General features: G+C 74.8%; 17 protein-coding genes. 2 read left to right on the top strand and 15 right to left on the bottom strand.

What is annotated here, in order from left to right; translation table 11 throughout:
- Nucleotides 1–5: 5 nt before the first annotated feature.
- The 11 genes from B4U46_RS02625 to B4U46_RS02675 form a co-directional block, all read right to left on the bottom strand.
- On the bottom strand, nucleotides 6–1,061 hold the full coding sequence (locus tag B4U46_RS02625) for a hydrogenase expression protein HypE (RefSeq protein WP_079423685.1): 1,056 nt from the start codon (nucleotides 1,059–1,061) through the stop codon (nucleotides 6–8).
- Between the two features lie 69 nt (nucleotides 1,062–1,130).
- The gene (locus B4U46_RS02630; protein WP_079423687.1) at nucleotides 1,131–2,903 is read right to left on the bottom strand and encodes a hydrogenase maturation protein; all 1,773 of its coding nucleotides are present in this window, start codon (nucleotides 2,901–2,903) and stop codon (nucleotides 1,131–1,133) included.
- A 198-nt stretch (nucleotides 2,904–3,101) separates the two neighbouring features.
- Nucleotides 3,102–3,473 carry a hypothetical protein gene (locus B4U46_RS02635; RefSeq protein ID WP_079423689.1) on the bottom strand — a complete coding sequence of 124 codons (372 nt, stop codon included), beginning with the start codon at nucleotides 3,471–3,473 and terminating at the stop codon, nucleotides 3,102–3,104.
- A gap of 56 nt (nucleotides 3,474–3,529) precedes the next feature.
- Nucleotides 3,530–4,030, bottom strand: a complete 501-nt coding sequence (locus B4U46_RS02640) for a DUF3040 domain-containing protein (RefSeq protein WP_107438214.1) — start codon at nucleotides 4,028–4,030, stop codon at nucleotides 3,530–3,532.
- Between the two features lie 312 nt (nucleotides 4,031–4,342).
- A complete protein-coding gene (locus B4U46_RS02645; protein ID WP_079423694.1) occupies nucleotides 4,343–4,969 on the bottom strand; it encodes a hypothetical protein in 627 nt (208 codons plus the stop codon).
- Nucleotides 4,970–5,173: 204 nt separating this feature from the next.
- Entirely contained in the window at nucleotides 5,174–7,867 is a 2,694-nt protein-coding gene (locus B4U46_RS02650) for a SpoIIE family protein phosphatase (RefSeq protein WP_398898853.1), read from the bottom strand.
- Nucleotides 7,868–7,986: 119 nt separating this feature from the next.
- On the bottom strand, nucleotides 7,987–8,688 hold the full coding sequence (locus tag B4U46_RS02655) for a ribonuclease H family protein (RefSeq protein ID WP_079423696.1): 702 nt from the start codon (nucleotides 8,686–8,688) through the stop codon (nucleotides 7,987–7,989).
- Nucleotides 8,689–8,736: 48 nt separating this feature from the next.
- Entirely contained in the window at nucleotides 8,737–9,978 is a 1,242-nt protein-coding gene (locus tag B4U46_RS02660) for an MFS transporter (protein WP_159036873.1), read from the bottom strand.
- Nucleotides 9,971–11,290, bottom strand: coding sequence for a condensation domain-containing protein (locus B4U46_RS02665; protein ID WP_079423700.1), 1,320 nt, complete (start codon nucleotides 11,288–11,290; stop codon nucleotides 9,971–9,973). Before B4U46_RS02665 ends, B4U46_RS02660 begins: the two co-directional genes overlap by 8 nt.
- A gap of 12 nt (nucleotides 11,291–11,302) precedes the next feature.
- A complete protein-coding gene (locus tag B4U46_RS02670; protein ID WP_159036874.1) occupies nucleotides 11,303–11,551 on the bottom strand; it encodes an acyl carrier protein in 249 nt (82 codons plus the stop codon).
- The gene (locus B4U46_RS02675; RefSeq protein ID WP_079423704.1) at nucleotides 11,548–13,461 is read right to left on the bottom strand and encodes an amino acid adenylation domain-containing protein; all 1,914 of its coding nucleotides are present in this window, start codon (nucleotides 13,459–13,461) and stop codon (nucleotides 11,548–11,550) included. Before B4U46_RS02675 ends, B4U46_RS02670 begins: the two co-directional genes overlap by 4 nt.
- Before the next feature lie 59 nt (nucleotides 13,462–13,520).
- Between B4U46_RS02675 and B4U46_RS02680 the strand changes: the two genes are divergently transcribed.
- The gene (locus B4U46_RS02680) at nucleotides 13,521–14,270 is read left to right on the top strand and encodes an HAD family hydrolase (protein WP_159036875.1); all 750 of its coding nucleotides are present in this window, start codon (nucleotides 13,521–13,523) and stop codon (nucleotides 14,268–14,270) included.
- Nucleotides 14,271–14,278: 8 nt separating this feature from the next.
- On the opposite strand, the gene B4U46_RS02685 is transcribed toward B4U46_RS02680, so the two are convergent.
- Genes B4U46_RS02685 through B4U46_RS02700 form a run of 4 tightly spaced genes read right to left on the bottom strand, consistent with a single transcriptional unit; the run spans nucleotide 14,279 to nucleotide 21,285 of the window.
- On the bottom strand, nucleotides 14,279–15,724 hold the full coding sequence (locus tag B4U46_RS02685) for an SDR family NAD(P)-dependent oxidoreductase (RefSeq protein ID WP_079423708.1): 1,446 nt from the start codon (nucleotides 15,722–15,724) through the stop codon (nucleotides 14,279–14,281).
- Entirely contained in the window at nucleotides 15,717–18,179 is a 2,463-nt protein-coding gene (locus B4U46_RS02690; protein WP_079423711.1) for an HAD-IIIC family phosphatase, read from the bottom strand. The genes B4U46_RS02685 and B4U46_RS02690 overlap by 8 nt, the downstream gene beginning before the upstream one ends.
- The gene (locus tag B4U46_RS02695) at nucleotides 18,179–20,011 is read right to left on the bottom strand and encodes an aminotransferase class I/II-fold pyridoxal phosphate-dependent enzyme (protein ID WP_079423713.1); all 1,833 of its coding nucleotides are present in this window, start codon (nucleotides 20,009–20,011) and stop codon (nucleotides 18,179–18,181) included. Before B4U46_RS02695 ends, B4U46_RS02690 begins: the two co-directional genes overlap by 1 nt.
- A complete protein-coding gene (locus B4U46_RS02700; protein ID WP_079423715.1) occupies nucleotides 20,008–21,285 on the bottom strand; it encodes an FAD-dependent oxidoreductase in 1,278 nt (425 codons plus the stop codon). The genes B4U46_RS02695 and B4U46_RS02700 overlap by 4 nt, the downstream gene beginning before the upstream one ends.
- A gap of 202 nt (nucleotides 21,286–21,487) precedes the next feature.
- Here B4U46_RS02700 and B4U46_RS02705 point away from each other — a divergent pair, with 202 nt between their 5' ends.
- The gene (locus B4U46_RS02705) at nucleotides 21,488–22,483 is read left to right on the top strand and encodes a glycosyltransferase family 2 protein (RefSeq protein WP_237293268.1); all 996 of its coding nucleotides are present in this window, start codon (nucleotides 21,488–21,490) and stop codon (nucleotides 22,481–22,483) included.
- Nucleotides 22,484–22,516 lie beyond the last annotated feature (33 nt).

The raw sequence follows: 22,516 nt of genomic DNA on the forward strand, positions 1-22,516 counted from the left end.
GTCCGTCACCAGGGCGGGCGGTAGCCGGTGGTGAGCTTGCCGCCGGCGTGGCGCCACTTGGGTTCCTGGTCGACGGTGTGCAGGGTGACCGCGCGCAGCCGGCGGACCACGGCCCCGTAGGCGCCACTGGCCTTCGCGGACACGTGGGAGCCGGGGGGCGCGTCCATGAACGGCATGAACTTGTCGGGGAAGCCCGGCATGGTGCAGGCGATGCAGATGCCGCCCACGTTCGGGCAGCCGCCGATGCCGTTCATCCAGCCGCGCTTGGGGACGTTGCACTTGACGACGGGACCCCAGCAGCCGAGCCGGACCAGGCACTGCGGCGAGTCGTAGGTGTGGGCGAACTGGCCCTGCTCGTAGAACCCGGCGCGGTCGCAGCCCTCGTGGACGGTCTGCCCGAACAGCCAGGTCGGCCGGAGCTTGTCGTCCAGCGGGATCATGGGGGCCGAGCCCGCCGCCTGGTACAGCAGGTAGGTCAGGGTCTCGGAGAAGTTGTCGGGCTGGATGGGGCAGCCCGGCACGCAGACGATCGGGATGCCGGCCTTGGAGGTCCAGTCCCAGCCGAGGTAGTCGGGCACGCCCATGGCGCCGGTGGGGTTGCCCTCCATGGCGTGGATGCCGCCGTACGTGGCGCAGGTGCCGATGGCGACCACGGCGAGCGCCTTGGGGGCGAGCCGGTCGATCCACTCGCTGGTGGTGATCGGCTGGCCGGTGCGGGGGTCGTCGCCGAAGCCGCACCAGTAGCCCTCGGGCTTGATCGACTCGTTGGGGATGGATCCTTCGACGACGAGCACGAACGGGTCGATCTCGCCGCGCTCGCCCTTGAAGAACCATTCGACGAAGGTGTCGGCTCCGCCGACGGGACCGCACTCGAAGTCGATCAGGGGCCAGTGCACGGCCACCTTGGGCAGGCCCGGCAGGACCCCGGTGACGATCTCCTCGATGCTCGGCTGCATCGCCGCCGTGAGGGAGACCGAGTCGCCGTCACAGCTCAGTCCGGCGTTGATCCAGAGGATGTGGATCGTCGGGTCCTCTGCCTGGTCCGACGTTGCTGCATCCATGCGGGGCCTCCTTCGGAGGGGATGCGGGGGGTGGGGAGGGGGCGGGCGGCGGACCGCACCGCTTCCTTGCTAGCAGGAGCCCGCCGGGGACGCGCTGTCTTGTACGGCCGGTCCAGTGACGACGGGGCCGTCCGGGCGGCCGGCGCCGGGTGCGGGGGCGGGGGCGGTGCGGCGCGTGAGGTGGGGCGGGGTCTGCCGGGCGGGCTCCTTGCGGACGAAGGCCCGGCGCAGGGCGTGGTAGGGGGCGTGCGGGTCGTCGAAGACGTGCTTCATCCGGTCCAGTTCCGCCTCCCGGTAGGAGGCCAGCGGGCGCCGGGCCTCGTCCTGTTCCCGGCGGGCCTTCTTGGCGGCGATCCGGGCGGAGGTGGCGGGCAGGCCGGCGAGGCGGGCCGCGAGCCGCGCCGTCTCCTCGGCGAAGGCCTCCGGCGGGCAGGCGACCGTGCGGTCGGACAGGCCCAGGGCGAGCGCCGCGCCGGCGCTCAGCGGCAGGGCGTCCTCGGTGAGCCGGGAGGCGGTGGCCGCGCCCACGCGGGCCGGCAGGGTGTACGTCCAGTACTCGGAGCCGTACAGGCCCATCAGGCGGTAGTGGGGGTTGAGCACCACGCCCGAGCGGCACCAGACCTCGTCGGCGGCGAGGGCGAGCATGGCGCCGCCCGCGGCGGCGTTCCCGCCGAGGGCGGCGACGACGAGGCGGTCGGTGGTGGTCAGGACCGCCTCGACCAGGTCGTCCATGGCGTTGATGTTGGCCCAGGACTCCGCGGCCGGGTCGGCGGCGGCCTCGATCACGCCCAGGTGGATGCCGTTGGAGAAGAAGTCGCGGCCGCCGCCGAGGACGAGGACCGAGGTGGGGCGGGAGAGGGCGTTCCGGTAGGCCTCCAGCAGCCGGCGGCAGCGGCCGGTGTCCATGGCGCCGGAGGGGAAGGAGAACGAGAGGAAGCCGGTCTGCCCCTCCTCCCGGTAGCGGATGTCGGACCAGGTGCGGCGGCGGGGGCTGCTGTGCAGGGGCGCGGGGTGTTCGCGCAGCGGGGGCAGCCGGTCGCCGAGGGCGAGGACGGCCGGGAGGCGGGGGGCGGGGGGCTCTCCGGGCGCCTGGCGGGCCCGTAGCTCCGGGATCCACACGGCGCCGTCGGCCGTGGCCCGGCAGATGGCTCCGGCGCGGGTGGCCAGCAGTTCGCCGGGGCGGCCGCGCAGCCGGTCCTCGGGGTGCCCGCCGTGCAGGTACCACTGCGCGCCGAGCAGTTCGTCGCGTACGCCGGGCCGGGAGTCGGCGGCGCGCAGCACCCGCAGGATCCGCTCGGTGCCGTCGCTCTCCCAGTCGATGCGGCGGCCCTCCTGGCGCAGGGCGGGGCGGGCCTCGGTGGCGTGCTGGGGCCGCGGGACGTACGTTCCGCCGGCGAAGCGCTCCACGGCGAGCAGGACGGCCTCCAGGGCCGCGTCGGCGATCTCCCCGCGGTAGAGGTCGCTCTTGCCGACCGCCGGGACGGTGCACTCGGCGGTGGCCCAGACGGGGCCGGCGTCCATCTCGGCCTCGGCCTGCAGGACGGTCACCCCCCAGCGGGTGCGGCCCTCCTGGACGGCCCAGTCGAGGGAGGAGGGGCCGCGGTCGCCGACCGGGCCGGGGTGGACGATCAGACAGGGGTGAGCGGACCAGACCTCTTCGGGGATCGCGGTGCGCAGCATCGGCGCGAGGACGAGGTCGGGGGCGTGGTCGCGGACGGCCTCGGCGAGGGGGCGGTCGGCGAGGGCGAGTTCGACGGCCACGCTGTGGCCGTGGTCGCGCAGCTCGGCGTGGACCCGCTGGGTGAGGCTGTTGAAGGCGCTCGCGAGGAGCAGGACGTGCACGTGGTCTCCCGCGGCGGTCCGGGGTCCGGGGCGCGGTGGCGTCCGGCCCGATCGGCAGATCGTGACCGGTTCATGACCGGCCGCCTGCGATCGTGGCGGGTCCGGCCCGGTGCGGGGGCGCAGGCGGGCGGCGGTGTCACTCGAAAGCGGCCCGGCCGGGGGCCAGTCGGCCCCGGGGGGACGGCCGGCGGGGTGCCGTCAGAGCCGGTCTTCCATGCCGATGGCGTCCTCCAGGTCCTGGTGGGCCTCGCTCCAGTCGCCCTCCTGCTGCTCCAGGAGGGCGGCGGCGATGGCGTCGAGCTTGCGCTGGATGGCGTGTTCGGCCCGGCGTTCGGAGTTCTTCAGCAGGGCCAGCAGCAGGAGCGACAGGGCGCCCATGGCGTCGCCCGCCAGGTGCTGCCACTCCACCGGCAGCCGGGCCACGTGGACGGCGGCGAAGCCGGCCACCAGGGTCACGCAGAGCAGCAGGAAGGCCGCGGAGCTCGTGAAGTTCGAGGCCAGTTCGGCCAGGGTCTCGAAGCGGCCGCGGCGGCCCGTGCCGGTCTTCTTCGCGGGGTGCTCGAAGGTCATGCACGGCGCCTGCCCGCCGGCCGTCCCGGCAATCCCGGGCCCGGCCCCGGGCGCACTCAGCCGCCGCGCCGGCACCAGCGGCGCACCAGGACGAACAGCCCTGCCAGGGTGGCCGCGTACGAGAAGGTGAAGGCGGCGATGAGGGCGGGCTCGGAGGTGGCGACGGCCAGGGGCAGCAGGGCGAGGGCGGCCACGGCCATGGCGCAGACCGTGCCGGTCAGCGCGCCGTGGCGGGCGCCGCGCGGCCGGCCGGCCGGGTCGGGTTCCTGGGGGAAGAGGCGGGTGCCGAACGTCATGGCGCGGTCGAAGCGCGGGTCCGCGCGCAGGGCGCGTTCGATCGCGGTCAGGGCCCTTTGCTCCCGGTGCGAGAGTCCGCTGCCGTCCATCACGGCCTCCTGCGCGTCGGCGGCCGGCTCGCGCCGGCTCGCGGGGCTGTGGCCGGGCGTCTTCCCCGCCGCCACGGCGGCCATGCGCGCCGCCGGGGCAGGGCCGGGGGGTGTCCCGGGCGGCCGTCGGCCGAGGGCGTGGTGCCGGCGCCGGTACGTGCCGGGGGGCATGCCCGGGCGGGCGCTCCCGGGGCCGGAGCGCGTGACGGCCCCAGGGCCTGTCGTCAAAGTCCCGTCGTCGCCCGGAGGGCGGCCCCGCGGCGTCTGGTGCGTGCTCCCGGTGCGGCGAGAGTGCGTGCCTGGGGGCACCTCCCAGCGGTAGCCGGGGGAGCGTCGCGGGGCAGACGGGACTTTGCCGACAGGCCCCAGGCCGGGCTCAGCGCCGGTGGCGGGACCGGACACCACGGCATAACGCGCCCGGGACGGGCACGCCCGTGCCGGCGCTCCCGGGCGCCGGGCATCCGCGGGGGGCCCGGGCCGGGCTCAGCGGTAGTGGGCCGCCGCCTCCGCGAAGGGGACCGCCTGCGCGGGTACGGACGCCAGCAGGGCGACCCAGGAGCCGTCCGTGAACTCCAGGTCCATCCGGCCCCGCTGGAGCACGCCCGTCGGCCGGGCGCGCACGGCGGCGACGGCCGAGCGGGGTGCCTCCCAGTACTCCTTCATCACGGGCGTCGACTGCCACAGGTGCGAGACGTCGGTGAGGCCGAACCAGCGCCGGTCGGTGACGGCGAGGACGCCGGTGACCGAGCCGCGGGCTCCGGCCCGGCTGATGAGGAAGCGCCCGGCCGTGCTCTCCCAGCCGCCCTCCATGCTCTTGCCGTGCATCAGCCGGGTGCCGAGCTGGTCCACGGCGTCCGGCAGCCGGTCCACCGCGGCGGCCGCGGCGGCCGGCCGCGAACGCCGGGGGTCGATCACCCGGGTCCGCACCAGCTGCGCCAGCGGCTTGGGCAGCTTCGCCTCGATGCGGCGGTGGAGGGAGGGATCGGCCGGGGGCAGCAGGTCCTCGGGCGGGGTGGGTACGCCCGGTCCGAGCTCGTACGCGCACACGGCGACAAGGTGCTCCCCCGCACGCAGGAAGGGTCGGACCTGTTCGCGCCTGTCCTCGGTCAACGGGCGTGCTCCTGTCGTGCGTAGGGCCGGTGGTAACCGGTGCGGTGCCGCCGGGATGGTCGTGCCCGGCGTTCCGGATTCTCCCTTATGGGCCACCGCGGATGATCATCGGGGGGCCTCGGAAGGGATACCCGGAAGGGGTACCGGCGGTAAGCCCGTGCGGGGGCGCGCGGGTGGGGCGGAGCGGGCCCCTCCCGGGGCCCCTCAGAGGGGTTCGGCGTCCAGGAGGAAGGCCGTCGGATCCGCCTCCGCGCCCTCGCCGGAGCCGGGCGGCGCCAGCTCCGCCCAGATGACCTTGCCGCCGGCGGTGTAGCGGGTGCCCCAGTGCTCACTGAGCTGCGCCACCAGGAACAGGCCGCGTCCGCCCTCGTCGGTGGTGGCGGCGTACCTCAGGTGCGGGGCGTTGCTGCTGCCGTCCCAGACCTCGCAGGTCAGGCCGTGGTCGTGGAGCAGCCGCACCCGTACCGGGCCGCTGCCGTGGCGCAGGGCGTTGGTGACCAGCTCGCTGAGGATCAGCTCCGTGGCGAAGCCGAGCCCGGGCAGGCCCCAGTCCTCCAGGGTGCGGGCGGCCGCGCTGCGGATCTCGCCGACCGCGCTCGGTTCGAGCGGGACGTCCCACTGGGCGACCCGGTCCGCGCCGAGGGTCCGGGTCCGGGCGACGAGGAGGGCCACGTCGTCGGCTGGGCGGGCGGGCAGCAGCAGGTCGAGGATGTCCCGGCAGGTCTCGCGCGGGTCGCCGTCGGAGCCGCTCAGCGCGGTGCGCAGCAGTTCCAGCCCCTCGCCGATGTCCCGGCCGCGCTCCTCGATCAGCCCGTCGGTGTACAGGACGAGCCGGCTGCCCTCCGCCAGTTCCAGCTCCGCCGTCTCGAAGGGCATGCCGCCGAGCCCGAGCGGGGGCCCGGCCGGCAGGTCCACGATCTCGGTGGTGCCGTCGGGGGCGGCCACCAGGGGCGGGAGGTGTCCGGCGCGGGCCAGCGTGCAGCGCCGGGAGACCGGGTCGTATACGGCGTACAGGCAGGTCGCGCCGAGGACGGAGCCGGTCGCGCCGTCGCCCTCGTCGTCGTGGTCGATGCGCTGGACCAGGTCGTCCAGGCGGGCGAGGATCTCGTCCGGGGCGAGGTCGAGCGAGGAGAAGTTGTGCACGGCGGTGCGCAGCCGTCCCATGGTCGCGGCGGCGTGCAGTCCGTGTCCGACGACGTCCCCGACGACCAGCGCGACCCGGCAGCCCGGCAGCGGGATCACGTCGAACCAGTCCCCGCCCACCCCGGACTGCGCGGGCAGGTAGAAGTGCGCCACGTCCACGGCGCTCTGCTCGGGCAGGGCGCGCGGCAGCAGGCTGCGCTGGAGGGTGACGGCGAGGGCGTGCTCGCGGGTGTAGCGGCGGGCGTTGTCCATGCTGACGGCGGCGCGGGCGACGAGTTCCACGGCCAGCGACAGGTCGTCCTCGTCGAAGGGCTCGGGCTTGCGCGAGCGCCAGAAGTTGACCACGCCGAGGACCACGCCCCGGGCGGTGAGCGGGGCCGCGATCAGGGAGTGGATCCCGTAGTCGATGATGGCGCGGGTGCGAGGGGGGTCCTGGGCGAGCCAGCCCGGTTCGGCCGAGAGGTCCGGCACCAGCTCGGCCTCGCCGGTGCCGTAGCCGCGCGCCTGGGGGGTGGAGGGCAGGAAGTCGATGAGCAGGCCGCGGGGGTAGAGGGGGTGGTCGGCGCGGATGCCGCTGACCGCGGTGCGGCGCATGTCGGCGCCCGGTCCGGGTTCGTCCCCGTCGAGGACCGGTTCGGCCAGGTCGACCGTGGCGAAGTCGGCGAAGCGGGGGACGGCGACGTCGGCGAGCTCCTCGGCGGTGCGGACCACGTCGAGGGTGGTGCCGATGTCGCCGCCCGCGTCGTAGAGCAGCTTCAGGCGGCGGCGGGCGGTCTCCGCGCGGCTGGTCAGGACCCGCATCTCGGTCGAGTCGCGGATGGTGACCGCCGTGCCGCCGTCGGCGCGGCCGCGGGGGTGGGTGCGCCGCTGGTTGACGACGAGCAGCCGCTCGCCGGTCTCCAGCACCTCGTCGGTGGCCACCCGGCCGGAGAGCAGCAGGTCCGCCATCCGGTGGTCCAGGCCCGGTACGTCCCCGACGTGGCGGCCGTCGGCGTCGTCGGGCAGGCCGAGGAGCCGTTTGGCCTCGTCGTTGGCGAGCAGCAGCCGCCCGTCCCCGTCGATGATCAGCACCCCTTCGCGGACGGCGTGGAGCACCGCGTCGTGGTGTTCGTACATGCGGGTCATCTCGAGCGGGCCCAGCCCGTGGGTCTGCCGGTTCAGCCGTCTGCTGATCAGGGCCGTGCCGGCGGTGGCCAGGGCCAGGGTGGCGGCGATGGAGAGCAGGATGACGGGGAGCTGGCGGTTGACGACGCCGGTCACGTTCTTGACGGTGAGGCCCGCCGACACCAGGCCGACGACCTTGCCGTCGGCCGCGGTGACCGGCACCACCGCCTGGATCTCCTTGCCGAGTGGGCCGTCCACGCTCTCGGTGTACGTGTGCCCGGCGAGGGAGGGGCCGATGGTGCCGACGAACCGTTTGCCGATGCGGTCCGGCTGGGGGTGGGTGTAGCGGATGCCGTGGGTGTCCATGACCACGATGAAGTCGACCCCGGCGTCCTTGCGGGTCCGTTCGGCGAGCGGCTGCAGGACGGCCGAGGGGTCGGGGGACTTCAGCGCCGCCTGGAGGCCCAGGGAGTGGGCGAAGGTCTGCGCGACGGCCACGGACCGGTTGCGGGCCTCGCGGTCGACGTCGTGCCGCGACTGGAGGACCAGCGCCAGCAGCGCACCGGCCGCGAGCAAGACCACGATCGCCACCTGGAGGACGAATACCTGTCTGGCGACGCTTCTGGATCGGCTGCCTAGAGGTGACCGCACCGACGTGCCCGGCACGGGTGGCGAGAAGGGGTCACGCACCCAGTTGTAGCACTTCCGGGCGCCCACGGCGCCCGGCGCGGCGGCGCGCCGGGCGTGATGTCGCCGCGGGGCCCGTCCGGTCAGGCGGGAGCGGCGGCGGAACGGCAGTCGGGGTGGCCCCAGCGGGTCCCCAGCTTGGCGATCTTCTCGCCCGCCGCGTACGGCTGCCCACAGGGGCAGGTGCCGCGGAACTTCGCGGTGATGGTGCGTGCGCCGGAGGAGCGGGCGGGGGCGCTCCCGGGGGCCGTCCGGCGGGCCGGGGCCGTGCGCGCGGGGGCCGTGCGGGCCGGGGCGGGCACGGGGAGGGCGGTGGCGCCGTGGGCGGTGCCGGCGGGTTCCTGGCTGACGGCGGCGTCGCTGGCCGCCTGGTCGGCGATGGCGTTCAGGTGGTCGCCGCCCTCCTGGTGGGCCGGGACGTAGCGGAATTCCACGTCCCGGGCGGCCAGCAGGGCGTCGATGCTCTCGACGAGCTCGCGGTTGGCGACGGGCTTGCCCGCGGCGGTCTTCCAGCCGTTGCGCTTCCAGTTCGGCAGCCACTGGGTGACGGCCTTCATGGCGTACTGGGAATCCATCCGCACCTGGAGCGCGGTACCGGGCTCCACGGCCTCCAGCAGGCGCTGGAGGGCGGTGAGCTCGCCGACGTTGTTGGTGGCCCGCCCCAGGGGGCCGGCCTCCCAGCGCTCGGGCCGGCCCTCGGCGTCCGCGATGACCCACGCCCATCCGGCCGGGCCGGGGTTTCCCTTGGCCGCCCCGTCACAGGCGGCGATGATGCGATCAGACATCCCCCGATCTTGCCCTATCCCGGGGGCGCGGACGGCCACCGGACCGGATCACGGCACCGGCTGCCGGGCGGCGGGCTCCACGGCCGGGCCGCGGCCGGCCCTGCCGACCAGGCCCGCCGCCGTGGCGACGAAGGCGAGGGCCTGCACGACGCCCGCGCCGGCGAAGAGGGCCGCCGGGGCGAAGGCGGCGGCCACCCAGCCACCGAGGAGGGCGGCCGGGAGGATCGCGGCGAAGGAGACCGCCCGGTTGACGGCCACCACGCGGCCCATGAACTCGGCGTCCACCACCTTCTGCCGGTACGTGAACCAGCCCACCACGATCAGCGAGGTCGCCGCGCCCGCCACCGCCCAGGCCGGGGCCAGGAGCCGGACGTCCGCGGTGAGGGCCGGGGCGAGCAGGGAGGCGGCGAGCGCGCCCATCCCGACGGTCAGCAGCCGGCCCTCGCTGTGGCGCCCCAGGAGCCGGGGCACGACGGCCGCGCCCGCCACCGCGCCGGCGCCCTGCGCGGCGACGACCAGGCCGAGGACGAAGCTGGACTGCCCCGTCGCCTCGGTGACCACGTACACCAGGTTCGCCTCGACGGCGTGCACGGCGAAGTTCGTCAGGGTCAGCAGGATGGTCCCGGACCGGAGCACCGGTTCGGCGAACAGCAGCCGGAACCCGGTCAGCAGGTCCGGGCCCATCCCGCGCAGCGCCTCGCGCAGCGGGGCCGTGGCGGCCGTCGCCGGGGCGGCGGCGGTGAGCAGGATGAGCACGGCGGACAGGGCGAAGGACACCGCGTTGACCCCGCTGGCCGCCGCCGGCCCGAGGAAGGCGACCACGCTGATGCCCGCGATCGGGCCGAGCATGTTCAGCAGGCTCTCCGACCCCTGGACCCACGCGTTCATCACCGCCCGCCGCTCCTCGGGCACCCGTTCCATCAGGAAGCCCTGGAAGGCGGGGAAGTACAGCGGTCGCATGCAGGCCAGGACGAACGCGGCCGTGTACACCGCGGACACCGGCGGGCTGTCCAGCAGGCACAGCAGGCCGATGCCCGCGACCACCACGGCCGAGGCCAGATCGCAGCCGGTCATCAGCCGGCGCCGGTCCACCCGGTCCGCGACCACCCCGCTGAACAGCCCCACCAGGACGTACGGGACGAACTCCAGCGCGTAGGTGAACGCGGCCAGGAAGGCCGAGTCGGTCAGCTGGAGCACCAGCATCGGCATCGCGAAGCGGAACACCCAGTCCCCGCAGGTGGAGACGATGTACGCGGCGCGCAGCAGGATCTCGTCGCGGCGCTCAGGCACGGGGGCCGTCCAGCGGCAGCAGCGGATCGTCCACGACGGCCTCCAGCAGGGAGACGATCCGGTCCAGCAGGCCGGTGACGAAGGCGGCGGGCAGCCGGTCCGCCTGGTAGTAGGCGGTCAGCGCCAGCTCGTCGCCGCCCGCCTCGCCGACGAGCATCAGCTCGCTGCGCGGGCGGAACCCCTCGTCGGACAGCGGGAACGGGGTGGTCACGGCGGGTGCCAGGTCGAGACCCTCCCCGTGGAGCTGGGCGTACAGCATGTTGAGGACCACGCCGATGGGGGCGTCCGGGTCGGCGTACTCGCCGGGGTTGAAGGCCTTGACCAGCTCGGCGAAGGGGACGGCGGCGTTCTCCTGGGCGTCGAGGCTGTCCCCGCGCACCCGGCGCAGCGCGTCCCGGAAGGTGCCGGCGCCCGCCAGGTCGCTGCGGACGACGAGGAGCTCGGCCAGCGGGGCCACCAGGTTCTCGCGGCCCTCGGTCTCCCGGTTGTAGACGTTGACGGCCACGGCCTGCTCGTCGCGGCCGGTGGACTCGCGCAGCGCGACGTCCAGGGCGCACAGGACCAGCATGAACAGCGTGACCCGCTCCCGGGCCGCGAACTTCCTGATGTCGTCGACGAGGCCCGACGGCAGCCGGCGCGCCTCGTAGCCGCCTTCCGGCGCGGCGCCGGGCTCCCGCTTGGGGACCTCCAGCCTCGGTATGGCGCCCGGGCCGGCCAGGCGCTCGCGCCAGAAGGACATCATCCGCTCGCCCTCGGGGCCGGCCAGCAGGCCGTTCTGCTCGCGGACGTGGTCCTGGTAGGTGTACGCGACCTCGGGGAGCCCGGGCTCCCGTCCTGCGGCCAGGGCGCCGTAGAGGACGGAGAGCTCCTGGGTCAGGACCCCGCGCGCCCAGCCGTCCACCACCAGGTGGTCGAAGACGAGGACGACGAAGTGGTCCTCGTCCCCGACGCGCACCACGCTGACCCGCAGGCGTTCGTCCCGCTCCGCGGGCAGCGGCCGGTCCGCCTCGGCCCGTACCCGGGCGACCGCCGCCGCCTCGTCCCCGGCGGCGTCGTGGAAGGCGGCGCGCAGGGTGACGGCGGGGTGGACGCTCTGCCTGCCGGGCCCGTCGAAGCGGGTGCGCAGGGCCTCGTGGCGCTGCGCCAGCCGGTCCAGCGCCTCGTCGAGCACGGGCAGCCGCAGGGGGCCGCGGACCCGGTAGGCCTGGGAGATCGTACGGACGGAGGGCACGCCCAGGGCGCGGCTGCGCTCGTCCATCAGCAGCCGGCCCTCCTGGTAGCTCAGGGTCGGCAGGGACAGTGGTGCGGACATCTGCTGGGGCTCCTAGGCGGGGGTGCGGTCGGTGTCGGCGCGCTCGGCGACCAGGTCGGCGAACTCGCCGAACTCGGGGTACTCCAGGACCTCGCGCATGGTGACCTTGACGCCGAGGGCGGCCTCCAGCCGGGCCACCATCTGGGTGGCCAGCAGGGAGTGGCCGCCGAGGAGGAAGAAGTCGGACTCCTCGTCGATGCCGGTGCCGAGGACCTCGGACCAGATCCGGGCGACGGTCTCCCGTACGGACGACGTGCTCATCGGGGCTCGCATTCTCCGGCGCGCAGCCGGTTTCGGTCGGTCTTTCCGTTGGCGGTCAGCGGAAGGCTGTCGATGACGATGTAGCGGGCGGGGACCAGGTAGCCGGGCAGGACGGCGCGCAGGCCCGCGCGCACGGCCTTGGCCAGGGCGCGGTCGTCGCCCTCGATGTAGGCGGCGAGCCGCTTCCCGCCGAGGGGGTCGGTCTCCACCAGGACGCAGGCCCCGCGGACGCCGGGCTGGGCCAGGACGGCCTGTTCGATCTCGCCGGGTTCGATCCGGTGGCCGTTGATCTTGACCTGGCCGTCCTCGCGGCCCAGGAACTCCAGTGCTCCGTCGGGCCGGAACCGGGCGAGGTCGCCGGTGCGGTAGCAGCGGACGCCGCGCAGCCGGCCGGTGGCGGGCACCGGGAAGGCGCGGGCGGTCAGCTCGGGCCGGCCGAGGTAGCCGGCGGCCAGGCCTTCGCCGGCCGCCCACAGTTCGCCGGGGACGCCCGGCGGGACGGGGTGGCCGCCGGGGTCGACCACGTAGACGCGGGTGCCGCGGACCGGGGTGCCGATGGGCACGGTGGCCGCTCCGGGCGGGGGCGGTTCGCTGATCGGCGCGCAGCAGGTGAAGGTGGTGTTCTCGGTGGGTCCGTAGCCGTTGACCACCGTCAGCGCGGGGTGGCGGGCGAGTACGGCGGAGACGTGGTGGGGGGAGACGACGTCGCCGCCGGTGAACAGTTTCCGCACCCCGGCGAAGGCGTCCGGGCGGTGCTCGGCCAGCTGGTGGAAGAGCCCGGCGGTCAGCCACAGGGCGGTGACGCCCCGTCCGGTGACCACGTCGGCCAGTTCCGTCAGGGTGAGCGGGCCGGCGGGGGCGATCTCCAGGCGGGCGCCGCGGGCCAGGGTGCACCACACCTCCAGCAGCGCCGCGTCGAAGGTGGCGGGCGCCAGGTGCAGGACGGTGTCGCCGGGGCCGAAGTCGATGCGCGCGTCGCGGGCGAGGCGGGCGAGGCCCCGGTGGGTGAGCCTCACGCCCTTGGGCCGGCCGGTGGAGCCGGAGGTGTACATCACGGTGGCGGTCTCGGGGGCCGGAGGCACCGGGGGCCCGGCGGCGGGGGTGATGCCGCGGATGGAGAGGGCCGCGCCCAGGGGCGGCCGCGGGCCGTCGCCGTCGCCGTCGCCGTCGCCGTCGCCGTCGGTCAGGGTGAGGACGACGCCGGGTCCTTCCAGCATCAGGCGCAGCCGTTCGTCCGGGTAGGCCGGGTCGAGCGGGACGGCCGTGGCCCCGGCCAGGGCCACGGCCACGGTCGCCGCGACGGCCCCGGGACCGCGTTCGAAGAGCAGGCCGACGGCGTCGCCGGGGCGGACGCCCCGGGCCGTGAGCTCCCGGGCGATGCCTCCGGCGTACTCCAGGAGTTCGCGGTAGGTCAGGGTGGTGCCCGGGGCCGAGAGGGCGACCGCGTCGGGCTGCCGGCGCGCCCAGTCGGCGAACATCCGGTACGCGGGCTCCCCGACCGGTTCGGTGTCCTCGCCGGACCAGGCCGACAGCAGCTCCCAGTCGGCCCCGTCGGTCAGGTCCAGGTCGCCGAGGGGGCGTTCGGGCTCGGCGAGCGCGGCGGCCGCGAACCGGTCCGCCCGCTCGGCGAGGACGGCGGCGATGTCCTCGGGAACGCCGTCGAGGGCGAACTCCGCCGCCCCGTCGGGGAGACGGACGGCGGACGGCCCTTCGGCGGGGGCGCGGAGCAGGCCCGCGGCGAGGGGCCCGTGCGCGGTGCGGACCAGCCGGGCCGTGAGCGCGGCGCAGGCGGCGCCGAGGAGCCGCTCGGCGGTGGTGCCCGCCGTTGCGGCGAGCGCCTCGGCCGCCGCGACGGTGTCCGCGTCCAGCCGTACCAGCCGGGTGGTGCGCCCGGTCACGCTCGACGGCATGTCCAGTCCCTTCCCCTACGATCTTGAAAAATGCTGACATCCGACCGAGGGAGCAGGCCTTGACCACCCTGATCGTCTTCGACATCGACGGCACGCTGCTGCGCAGCGTCGCCCCCCACCAGGCCGCGTTCGCCGCGGCGTTGCGGGACTGCGGGCTCACGGACGTCGACTCGGCGTGGGGCGGGTACACCCACCACACGGACTCGTGGATCTTCCGCGAGGTCTTCCGGCACCACACGGGCCGGCTCCCCGACGAGGCGGAGCGCGGACGGTTCGCCGGTCTGCTGCACGAGCACTTCCTGGCCGCCACCGCCCGCGAGGGTGTGGAGGAGATACCGGGCGCCGGGTCCTTCCTGCGGGCCCTCTCCGCCGACGACGGGTACGCGGTGGCCTTCGCCACCGGCGGTCTGCGCGAGGTCACCGCGGCCAAGCTGGCGCCTCTGGAGGGGGGTGCGGCCGGGCCGGTGTCCACCGCGAGCGAGCACACCTTCCGCGAGCACCTGGTGCGCGAGGCCGTCCACCAGGCCGTCGAGCGGGCCGGGGGCGGTTTCGAGCGGGTGGTGTGCGTGGGCGACGGGCCGTGGGACGTACGGGCCGCGGTGGCGACGGGCAGCGAGTTCATCGGCATCGGCCCGGCCACGACGCCGTTCGGCGACTGGTTCCCGCGCACCCACCTGTTCGGCTCGTTCGACGAGGTCGACCCCGCGGCCGACTTCACCCTCGTTCCGCCGCCCGGCCGGGTGCCCGCCGAGCCGGGCGGCGACAAGGTGTTCGCCGCCCGCCCGGCGCAGTGCCCCTGCTGGAGCTGATCGCACGCTCACGCCGCGGCCCGCTGTTCCACGGTCCGGCACAGCTGGTCGAAGCGGCCCGCGCCGGTGAGGCTCGCGGCGGGCAGGCGCACACCGAACTCCTCCTCGACGGCGAGCACGATCTGCAGCTGCGCCAGGGAGTCCCAGCCGGGGGTCAGACCGACCCCGCCGCCGCGCACGTCGGCGGCGGGGCCCAGCACCCGGCGTACGGCGGCTTCGACCCGGTCGGCGACCCCGCCCGGTGCGGCGGCCGGGCCGGGGACGGAGGGGGTCTGCGGAGCACCGGCCGGGGCGGCCCCGGCGGAGCGGGGGGCGTCGGGTGCGTCCTCGCGGCCGCCGTCGAGGGCGAAGCGGGCGGTCCCGTCCGGGGTGAGCCACAGCCGCCGCGCGGGGGCGCCGGTGTCCTCGGCCTCGGCGGCGACCAGGTCGGCGACCTCCTCGGGCAGCAGCCCGAGGCCGGCCGGGCGGACGCCGGCCGAGTAGCGGCCCTGGACGTAGCCGGGCTCCACGACGACGGAGCGGATGCCGTGGGCGCCGTGGTGGCGGTCGATGCCGTGCAGCACGCTCTCGGCGGCGGCCTTGCCCGCGACGTAGTCCGACCAGCCGCGCGGGTGGTAGCGGACGGCCTCCGAGCCGATCAGGACGAAGCAGCCGCGCTGGCGCAGCAGCATGCCGTCGAGGACCGCGTCGGCCAGGTCGCGCAGGGCCGCGTAGCCGACGTCGAGGTGCTCGCGGTACCCGGCCGCCAGCGGCGCGGCCGCCGCGTGCACGACGAGGGCCGGCTCCAGGGCGGCGAGTTTCGCGGCGGCGGCCTCGCGGGCGGCGGGGTCGGCCAGGTCGGCCGTCACCGAGTGCACGGTGACCCCGGCGCGCTCGCAGTCGGCGACGACTTCCCCGGCGCCGCCCCGGTGGACCAGCGCGAGGTCCCAGCCGCGGCCCGCCAGGGCCCGGGCGACGGCGGAGCCGATGTCCCCGGCCGCGCCGGTGACCACGGCGGTGCGGGGCGCGCCGGCGGGGACCAGGCGGCCGCCGGTGGTCTCGTCGGGGCGCGGGCGCGGGGCCCGCACGGTGGTGCGCACCTCGCCGTCGAGGACGACCTCGCGGTCCTGGTACGCCAGCACCCGGCAGGTGAACACGCCGGTGGCGGGGCTCACCGACAGCACGCGCAGGGAGTAGTGGACGGGGCGGTCGAAGGCGACGGCGCGCACGGGCCGGAACTCGGTGCCGAGGATGACGGCGCCGGGGCCGGGCAGCACCATGCCGATGAGCGCGGAGACGGGGCCCAGCGTCATCACGAGCGGGACGATGGGGGTTTCGAACTCGGTCTCGGCGGCGTGTGCGGTGTCGTGGTGGATCGGGTTGTGGTCACCGGTCACGGCGGCGAAGGCCTCGAACTCGGCGGCCGTGAAGGTGTGGCTGCTGTGGGCGCTGTCGCCCGGTGTGACGTCATGCACGGTGGTTCTCCGCCTCGGTGTGGTCGGCGACGTCCAGCCACGCCGGGGCGTGGTGCTCGCCGGTCAGGTCCAGTCGCCAGGTGCCCTCGGCCGCTCCCGGGCCGAAGCCCGCGTCCGCGAAGACGGTGCGGCAGGGCGCGTTGCGCTCGGTCGGGGTGACGAGCCCGTGCAGGCGGGTGCGTCCCGCGGCGGCGAGGGAGGCCGCCAGCCAGCGCAGCGCGCCCGTCTCGACGCCCCGCCCCAGCACGCGGCAGGAGAGCAGGTAGCTGTCGACGGTGGTCTCGCCGCCCTCGTGGGTGAGCACCAGCAGGCCCAGGTCCTCGCGTGCGCTGAAGCGGTCGGCGACGCCCAGGACGAGGACGTCCGAGTCGGGCGCGGCGGCCAGCCGGCGCAGTTCGGCCCGGGTGTGGCGGCGGGTGGTGGTGTTGAACTGGTTGGTCTTGGCGCACAGTTGCTCGGCTCGTGCCGTGTTGCCCTCGGTCAGGGGGCTGATGTGCAGGGTGGTGCCGAGCGAGGCGTAGAAGTCCTCGATGCGCTCGAAGCCGGCGCGCCGGCGCTCGACCTGGGCGCGGGCCCGGTACTGCTCGGTGCGGCGCCGGTCGGCCTCGGTCACGTTGAACACGGTGGTGTGGGGGTCGTCGAGGAGCGCGTCCGCGTACCCGGCGGGGTCCTCCGGCAGCTCCGGGACGATCACCTGCGGCAGGAACTCCCTCACGCGGGCCCGCTCGACGGGGTTGTCGTCGAGGAACAGCACGTTGGCCAGGCCCACGTTGAGGCGTGCGGCGATGTCGGCGATGGCCTCGGCCTTGGGGCGCCAGCTGATCTCGGTGGCGACGAAGTCCTCCTCGCGCAGCACCATCCCGGAGTGCTCGCGGATGGCGCGCAGGGCGAGGTCCTCGTCGTTCTTGCTGCTGATGGCGAGGGCCACGCCCTGGTCGCGCAGGGCCTTGAGGGCGTGCTGGAGCCGGGCGTGGGCGTTTCCGGGGTGGTCGGTGCCGACCTGGATGCCGTCGATGCCGTCCTCGCCGACGACGCCGTGCCACAGGGTGTTGTCGAGGTCGGTGACGATGACGCGGGCGGTGCGGCCGGTGACGGAGAGGGTGAGGCCCCAGAACCTGCGGGCCAGGGCGCGGCTCAGGGCCGCCCCGTGGGGGACCCGGCCCACCAGCCACAGCCGCTGGTCGACGAGGGGGCCGCCGCCCGTGCGGGCGATGACCCCGGGCAGGTCGACGACGTGGACGTGGTCGTGGCCGTCGAGGGCTTCGCGCAGCAGCCGGTCGGCCTCGCGCCACAGGGGCCCGGTGTCGGCGGCGGAGGGCTGCAGGGGGGCGAAGGAGAGCACGAAGACGGGCCGGTCGGTGGTCGCCGCGTAGGCGCGGACCAGGCCGGTGTAGTGGTCCACGGCCCCGGCGAGGCGTTCGCCGTCGCCCGGGCCGAGGGTGTCGGTGGAGAGGACGTCCTCCAGCCGGTCGGTGAAGAAGGAGGCGTGCGGGGTGAACCGGCGCAGGGCGGAGCCCGGGTCGTGGACCTCGCGGGCGAGGGTGCCGTACTCGGGGACGTGGAGGGTGTACGGGGCGCGGCCGAGGATCCGCCTGCCCTCGGCGGCCGTCTGCGCGGCGAGGACCTCCAGGTTGCGCGTGCCGAGCAGGGCCATCCGCACGGGCTCCGCGGCCAGTTGGCGGGCCCGGTGCTCGATCACCCGGGGTTCGCGGAGCAGGACGTACGGGTCGGCCCCGATCAGCTCCCCGCAGACGCGGGCGAGGTCGGTGACGGACACCGATTCCACGGCGGCGTCCCACAGACCCGTGCGGGCGAGCAGGCCGTCGGCGCGCAGCCGGTCGAAGACGGGGGCGAAGTCCAGGACCGAGTCCAGGGCGGTGTCGCGGACGATCATTTCGAGGTCGAGGGGCACCGGGCCGGCACCGAAGTCCGCCGTGCCGCTCACCGTCATCGCATGGCGGTACGGGACCTTCGCCAGTTCCTCGTAGCGGTGGACCTGGGTGCAGGAGTTCCAGTCGGCGCCGAGGGTGACGATGCGCGCGGCATGGCGTTCGAAGACCTCGAAGACGGTGCCGGCCCCGAAGGCCGTGTCGCCGGGGCAGGCGGTCAGCTCGTCGGCGAGGGGGCCGGCGACGGCGAAGGAGTACACCGGGTGGGGGGTCCGGCGTACCTCGGGCAGGTCCAGGAACCACTGCACCAGGACGCCGGTGTTCGGGGCGGAGGTGCGGTGGTGGTACTCCTTGGTGCGGCAGAACTCGAAGGTGACGGCCGGCAGGGCCACCGTGACGCCCTCGGCGACCAGCGCCCGCAGGGCGGCGAGGAGGTCGCCGCGCAGCCCTTCGGCGGGGGTGCGGAAGGCGAACAGCGAGGAGTGCAGCACCACGAGGCGGTCGTCGGGGCCCAGGACGGACTTCAGTGCGGCCAGGAGTTCGTCGCGGCGGGAGGCGTGGCGCATCAGGAGGCTCCCGTGGCCAGCGGGTGGGGCTCGCCGACCAGCACTTCGGCCAGGGCTTCGGCCAGGCGCCGGTTCTCCTGCGGGGCGCGGCAGGCCACCCGCAGGTAGCGGTCGCCGTCGGGCATGGACTTGCCGCCGCAGTCCTTGACGAGGATGCCGTGTTCGGCGAAGGTGCGGCGGACCACCTCGTGGGCGGAGGCGCCCGCGGGCAGGCGCAGCATCACGTAGTTGGCGTCCGGGGGGTAGACGGTGACGCCGGGCAGTTCGCCGAGGAGGCCGGCGAGTTCGTCGCGGTCGCGGCGGACCCGGTCGCAGCTGGAGGCGAAGGCGTCCCGGTAGCGGGGCAGCAGGCGCAGGAAGGATTCGGCGAAGCCGTTGACGTTCCAGATGGGCAGGGCGGCGCGGACGTCGGCGACGAAGGCGGTGTCGGCCGAGAGCAGGTAGCCCAGGCGCAGTCCGCCGATGCCGTACACCTTGCTCATGCTCTTGACGACGGTCAGGCCGGGCAGTTCGGCGAGGTCGGGCTCCAGGCTGTGCCCGGGTGCGCAGAAGTCCACGAAGGACTCGTCCACGACGAGCCGGATCCCGTCGTCGGCCAGCAGGCGGGCGAGGGTGACGAGGTCGGCGCGCGGGACCGCCATCGAGGTGGGGTTGTTGGGCGAGGTGATGATCACGGAGCGGACGCCGGCCCGCCGTGCCTCTCCGGCCACCCGTTCCGGATCCATGGTGAAGGCGGGGGCGGGCAGGTGGATGCGGTGGACGTCCGCCTCGTCGAACACGGCCTCGTACTCGTTGAAGCCGGGGACGACGAGCGCGGTGCGCCCGGCCAGCCTGCCGAGGATCTTGATGAGTTCGGAGGCGCCGTTGGCGACGACGAGGCGTTCGGCGGGCTGGCCTATGGCGGCGCCGAGCAGCTGCTGGAGCGCGCCGTGGCCCACGGGGTAGTGGACGAGGGCGTCGCGGAAGTCCCGGGCCAGTTCGTCCACCAGGGGGGCCGGGGGGAAGTACAGGTTGTAGAGGAGGCGGTGGTCGACCAGGTCGTAGCGCCAGTAGCCGCCGTGGAGGTTCTCCAGGAGGGCGAGCCGGTCCTCGGAGTCCGCGAAGAGGTATTCGGCGGCGGCGTGGTCGGTGAGGTCGTCCACCTCGCACCAGCGCAGGTGCGCGCAGTCGACGGCGTGGAGCGGGAAGCGCCCGGCGGTGACGGTGTCGGCGAGGACCAGTTCGTAGTAGGCGCCGTGGCCGCCGTCGGCGATGAGGGCTTCCAGGGCCGGGACGAACTCCTCGCGCAGGTAGCGGGCGCGCAGCAGGTGCACGTTGGCGGTCTTGTAGGTGCCGGCCAGGTCGATCTCGGGGCCCTGCTGGGCGGGCAGCAGCATCGCCGAGACGGTGCCGGCCGCGTCGAGGGTGACGACGGTTCCGTTCATGCCGGGGCGGTGCGGGGCCACGGCGGTGGCCACCTCCGCGTCGGCGGCGGCCAGGGCGAGGGGCAGTCCGGGGTCGAAGACCACGTCGCCCTCGACGAGGTAGACGTCCCGGTCGAGCTGTTCGCGGGCCAGCCACAGGGAGTAGGCGTTGTTGGTGGTGCGGTAGGCGTCGGACTCCACGTAGGTCACGGCCATGCCGGCGTGCGTGTCGCCGACCGCCGCGCGCACCTCGTCGGCGAGGTAGCCGACGACGAGGACGGTCTCGCGGACCCCGGCGGCGGCCAGGTGGTCGAGGGTGCGCAGCAGGATGGGCCGGCCGGCCACCGGGAGCAGCGGCTTGGCGTGGTGGAGTCCGAGGCGTCGGCCGAGCCCGGCGGCCAGGACGACGGCCTTGGTAGGCCTGTTCATGAGTGGGTCTCCCCCGTGGTCGCTTCGTGCATCAGGTCGTCGAGGACGATTTCGCCGATGTCGTGCTGGTAGAGCCAGACGCCGTCCGCTCTGCGCGTGTAGCTCGGTTCGCCGCCGATGTCGGCGGAGGGGGCCAGCCCCGCGCCCAGCCCGTAGGCGAGGAGCCGGGGGTGGGCGGTGCCGTGGACGTCGACGAGGTGGCCGCGGTCGGTGACCAGCGTGCCGGTGGGGCCGGTGGCGGGGACGAGCGGCGTGCCGTCGGCGTGGCCCAGGGGCGGCAGGTCGGCCTCGAAGCCGTTGGCCATGACGATGACGTCGGCTTCGGCGAGCGCCTTGTGGGCGGCCTCGGTGTCCTGCGGGTCCCCGGCGCGCAGGAGCCGTACGGGCGCCGGGGCGGCGCCGGGGAGGCCGAGGGCGGCCCGGGCCAGTTCGTGGGCGCGGCCGCGCAGGCCCCCGTAGCGGTTGACGCGGCCGTTGAGGGGACAGACGTCGAGGACCGGATCGAAGGGGTAGCCGTCGGCGCGCGCGGCGTCGGCTCCGTCGTAGAAGAGCCGCAGGCCGGTGCGGTGGACGACGGTGACCGTGTCCGTCCCCCCGGCCAGCAGCAGGTCGACCGCCGACCAGGCGCTGTGCGATCCGCCGACCACCACGGCCTTGCCGCGGGCGGCGGGCGGGGTGTGGCGGGCGTCGATCAGCGACGAGGAGTGGCACACCTTGTCCCGGTACGGCGCGAGTTCCAGGCCGGGAACCACCTCGGCGTCGGCGTAGCCGCCGAGCGGGCGGCCTCCGGTGGCCAGCACCGCGCGGCGTGCGGTGAGTTCGAGGCCCGCGCCGGTGGTGACGGCCACCCCGTCGGCGGTGAGCCGGACGGCCTCGGCCCGGTCGGTGAACACGGCGCAGCGCGGATGTGCCTCCAGCAGGCCCGTCACGACGGTGCCGAGCCGGGTGAGGAAGGGCGCGACCACCGAGAGCGGCGGGTGCTCGTCGGCGTGCTCCCTCAGCAGCCGGGTCTCGGGCAGGTCGTGGAGAGCGGCGAAGGGCCCGGTGGCGGGGAGGCCGTCGAGGCACTCCAGGAAGGGGCCGCCGAGGGAGTTGGCGCCGATGCGGTAGTGGGCGAGGCCCCCGGGGCCCACCGGGCCGGGCTCGACCAGCGCGACGCCCCGGTCGAGCAGCGCGTCGAGCCGGCCGGAGCGGGCGGCGGCGATGATCGGGCCGAGCGCTGCGGGTCCTCCACCGCAGAACACCAGGCCGAAGTACTGGTCGGCAGACGGCAAGAGAGATTCCCCCAAGAACATGGTCAACAGGTCCCGCCGCATAACCGTCTGTGCCAACCGACGAGTTGGGCCGGGATTTTCTGGACTGATCGCTAAATAAACCAAACACGGGGTGAACGGGTTGTCAAGACCAATTGTCCAGGGCGCCTTGAATGGCCATGTGCCGTATCCGGCGGGATAGTTGACAATCCTGTGCTTGAATGTGCCACTCGACGAAAGGGAGCGTGCGGTGGCCAAGGTCAGCATCTGTGTGCCGGTGTACAACCGGCCCGTGGAAGTGGAGCGTGCGATACGCAGCGCTCTCGACCAGACGTATAGCGACATTGAAGTGGTCGTGGTCGACAATGCGAGCACGGATGACACCTGGGACGTCATCAGGAAATTGGCCGATTCCGATGCCCGGGTGCGCGCGTACCGCAATGACGAACTGCTGCCGCGGGTCCGGAACTGGCGGCGTGCGCTCGAATTGAGCGAGGGTGAATACGTCAAGCTGCTCTTCTCCGACGACTGGATATCGCCGGAGGCGGTCGCCCGTTCGGTGGAGGTCCTCGACCGGGATCCGGCCGTCGGTTTCGTGTTCACGGCGATGACGTGGCACTACGAGCGGCCCAAGACGTTCTACCGGCGGCGCGAGGGCCGGATGTCCTCGCTGGAGTTCCTGGTGCGGTCGGCGACGGTCGAGGACCAGGTGCCGGTCAGCGCCTCCTGCACCCTGATGCGCCGGGCCGACCTGCTCGAGGTCTTCCAGGACGAGCTGCCGAGCAACCTGCCGTTCGAGTTCACCCACGGCCTCGGGCTCGACGGCACCCTCCTGTGGCGGGTCGCCGACCGCTACCCGCGCCTGCACCACCTCTCCGCCGATCTGGCCCACTCCGCCGACCCGCACGCGGGCGAGCCGAACACGCGCATGCAGATCGGCGCGGAGCGGCACGAGATGATGTGGTGGGCCTACCGCAACGCCTTCGCCCAGACGCTGCTGGTCTCGCGGCGGCCCGCGCACCAGCTGCGCGCCCTGCGGACGGCCCTGCTGGTGTCCTGCGTACCCCTGCGGCCGACGGCGGTGGCGCTGCGCAACCTGCGCCTGTTCCGGATGATGTTCCCGCGGAACTGGTGGGACCTCGCACCGCTGGCGGCGCCGGTACGGGCGCTCGTGGCGCGGCGGCTGCGGGAGCCCCTGGACCCGACGATCCCGCTGTAGCGACCGGGCTCCGTGCCCGGACGTGTCCCGCCG

Source organism: Streptomyces katrae (assembly GCF_002028425.1).
GTDB classification, from domain to species: Bacteria; Actinomycetota; Actinomycetes; order Streptomycetales; family Streptomycetaceae; genus Streptomyces; species Streptomyces katrae_A.

Coding starts and splice junctions, on each gene's coding strand:
- B4U46_RS02675 (WP_079423704.1), bottom strand. CDS start 13,461: ATGCCGTCGAGCGTGACCGGGCGCACCACCCGGCTGGTACGGCTGGAC.
- B4U46_RS02665 (WP_079423700.1), bottom strand. CDS start 11,290: ATGTCCGCACCACTGTCCCTGCCGACCCTGAGCTACCAGGAGGGCCGG.
- B4U46_RS02695 (WP_079423713.1), bottom strand. CDS start 20,011: ATGAACAGGCCTACCAAGGCCGTCGTCCTGGCCGCCGGGCTCGGCCGA.
- B4U46_RS02670 (WP_159036874.1), bottom strand. CDS start 11,551: ATGAGCACGTCGTCCGTACGGGAGACCGTCGCCCGGATCTGGTCCGAG.
- B4U46_RS02690 (WP_079423711.1), bottom strand. CDS start 18,179: ATGCGCCACGCCTCCCGCCGCGACGAACTCCTGGCCGCACTGAAGTCC.
- B4U46_RS02640 (WP_107438214.1), bottom strand. CDS start 4,030: ATGCCCCCCGGCACGTACCGGCGCCGGCACCACGCCCTCGGCCGACGG.
- B4U46_RS02635 (WP_079423689.1), bottom strand. CDS start 3,473: ATGACCTTCGAGCACCCCGCGAAGAAGACCGGCACGGGCCGCCGCGGC.
- B4U46_RS02625 (WP_079423685.1), bottom strand. CDS start 1,061: ATGGATGCAGCAACGTCGGACCAGGCAGAGGACCCGACGATCCACATC.
- B4U46_RS02655 (WP_079423696.1), bottom strand. CDS start 8,688: ATGTCTGATCGCATCATCGCCGCCTGTGACGGGGCGGCCAAGGGAAAC.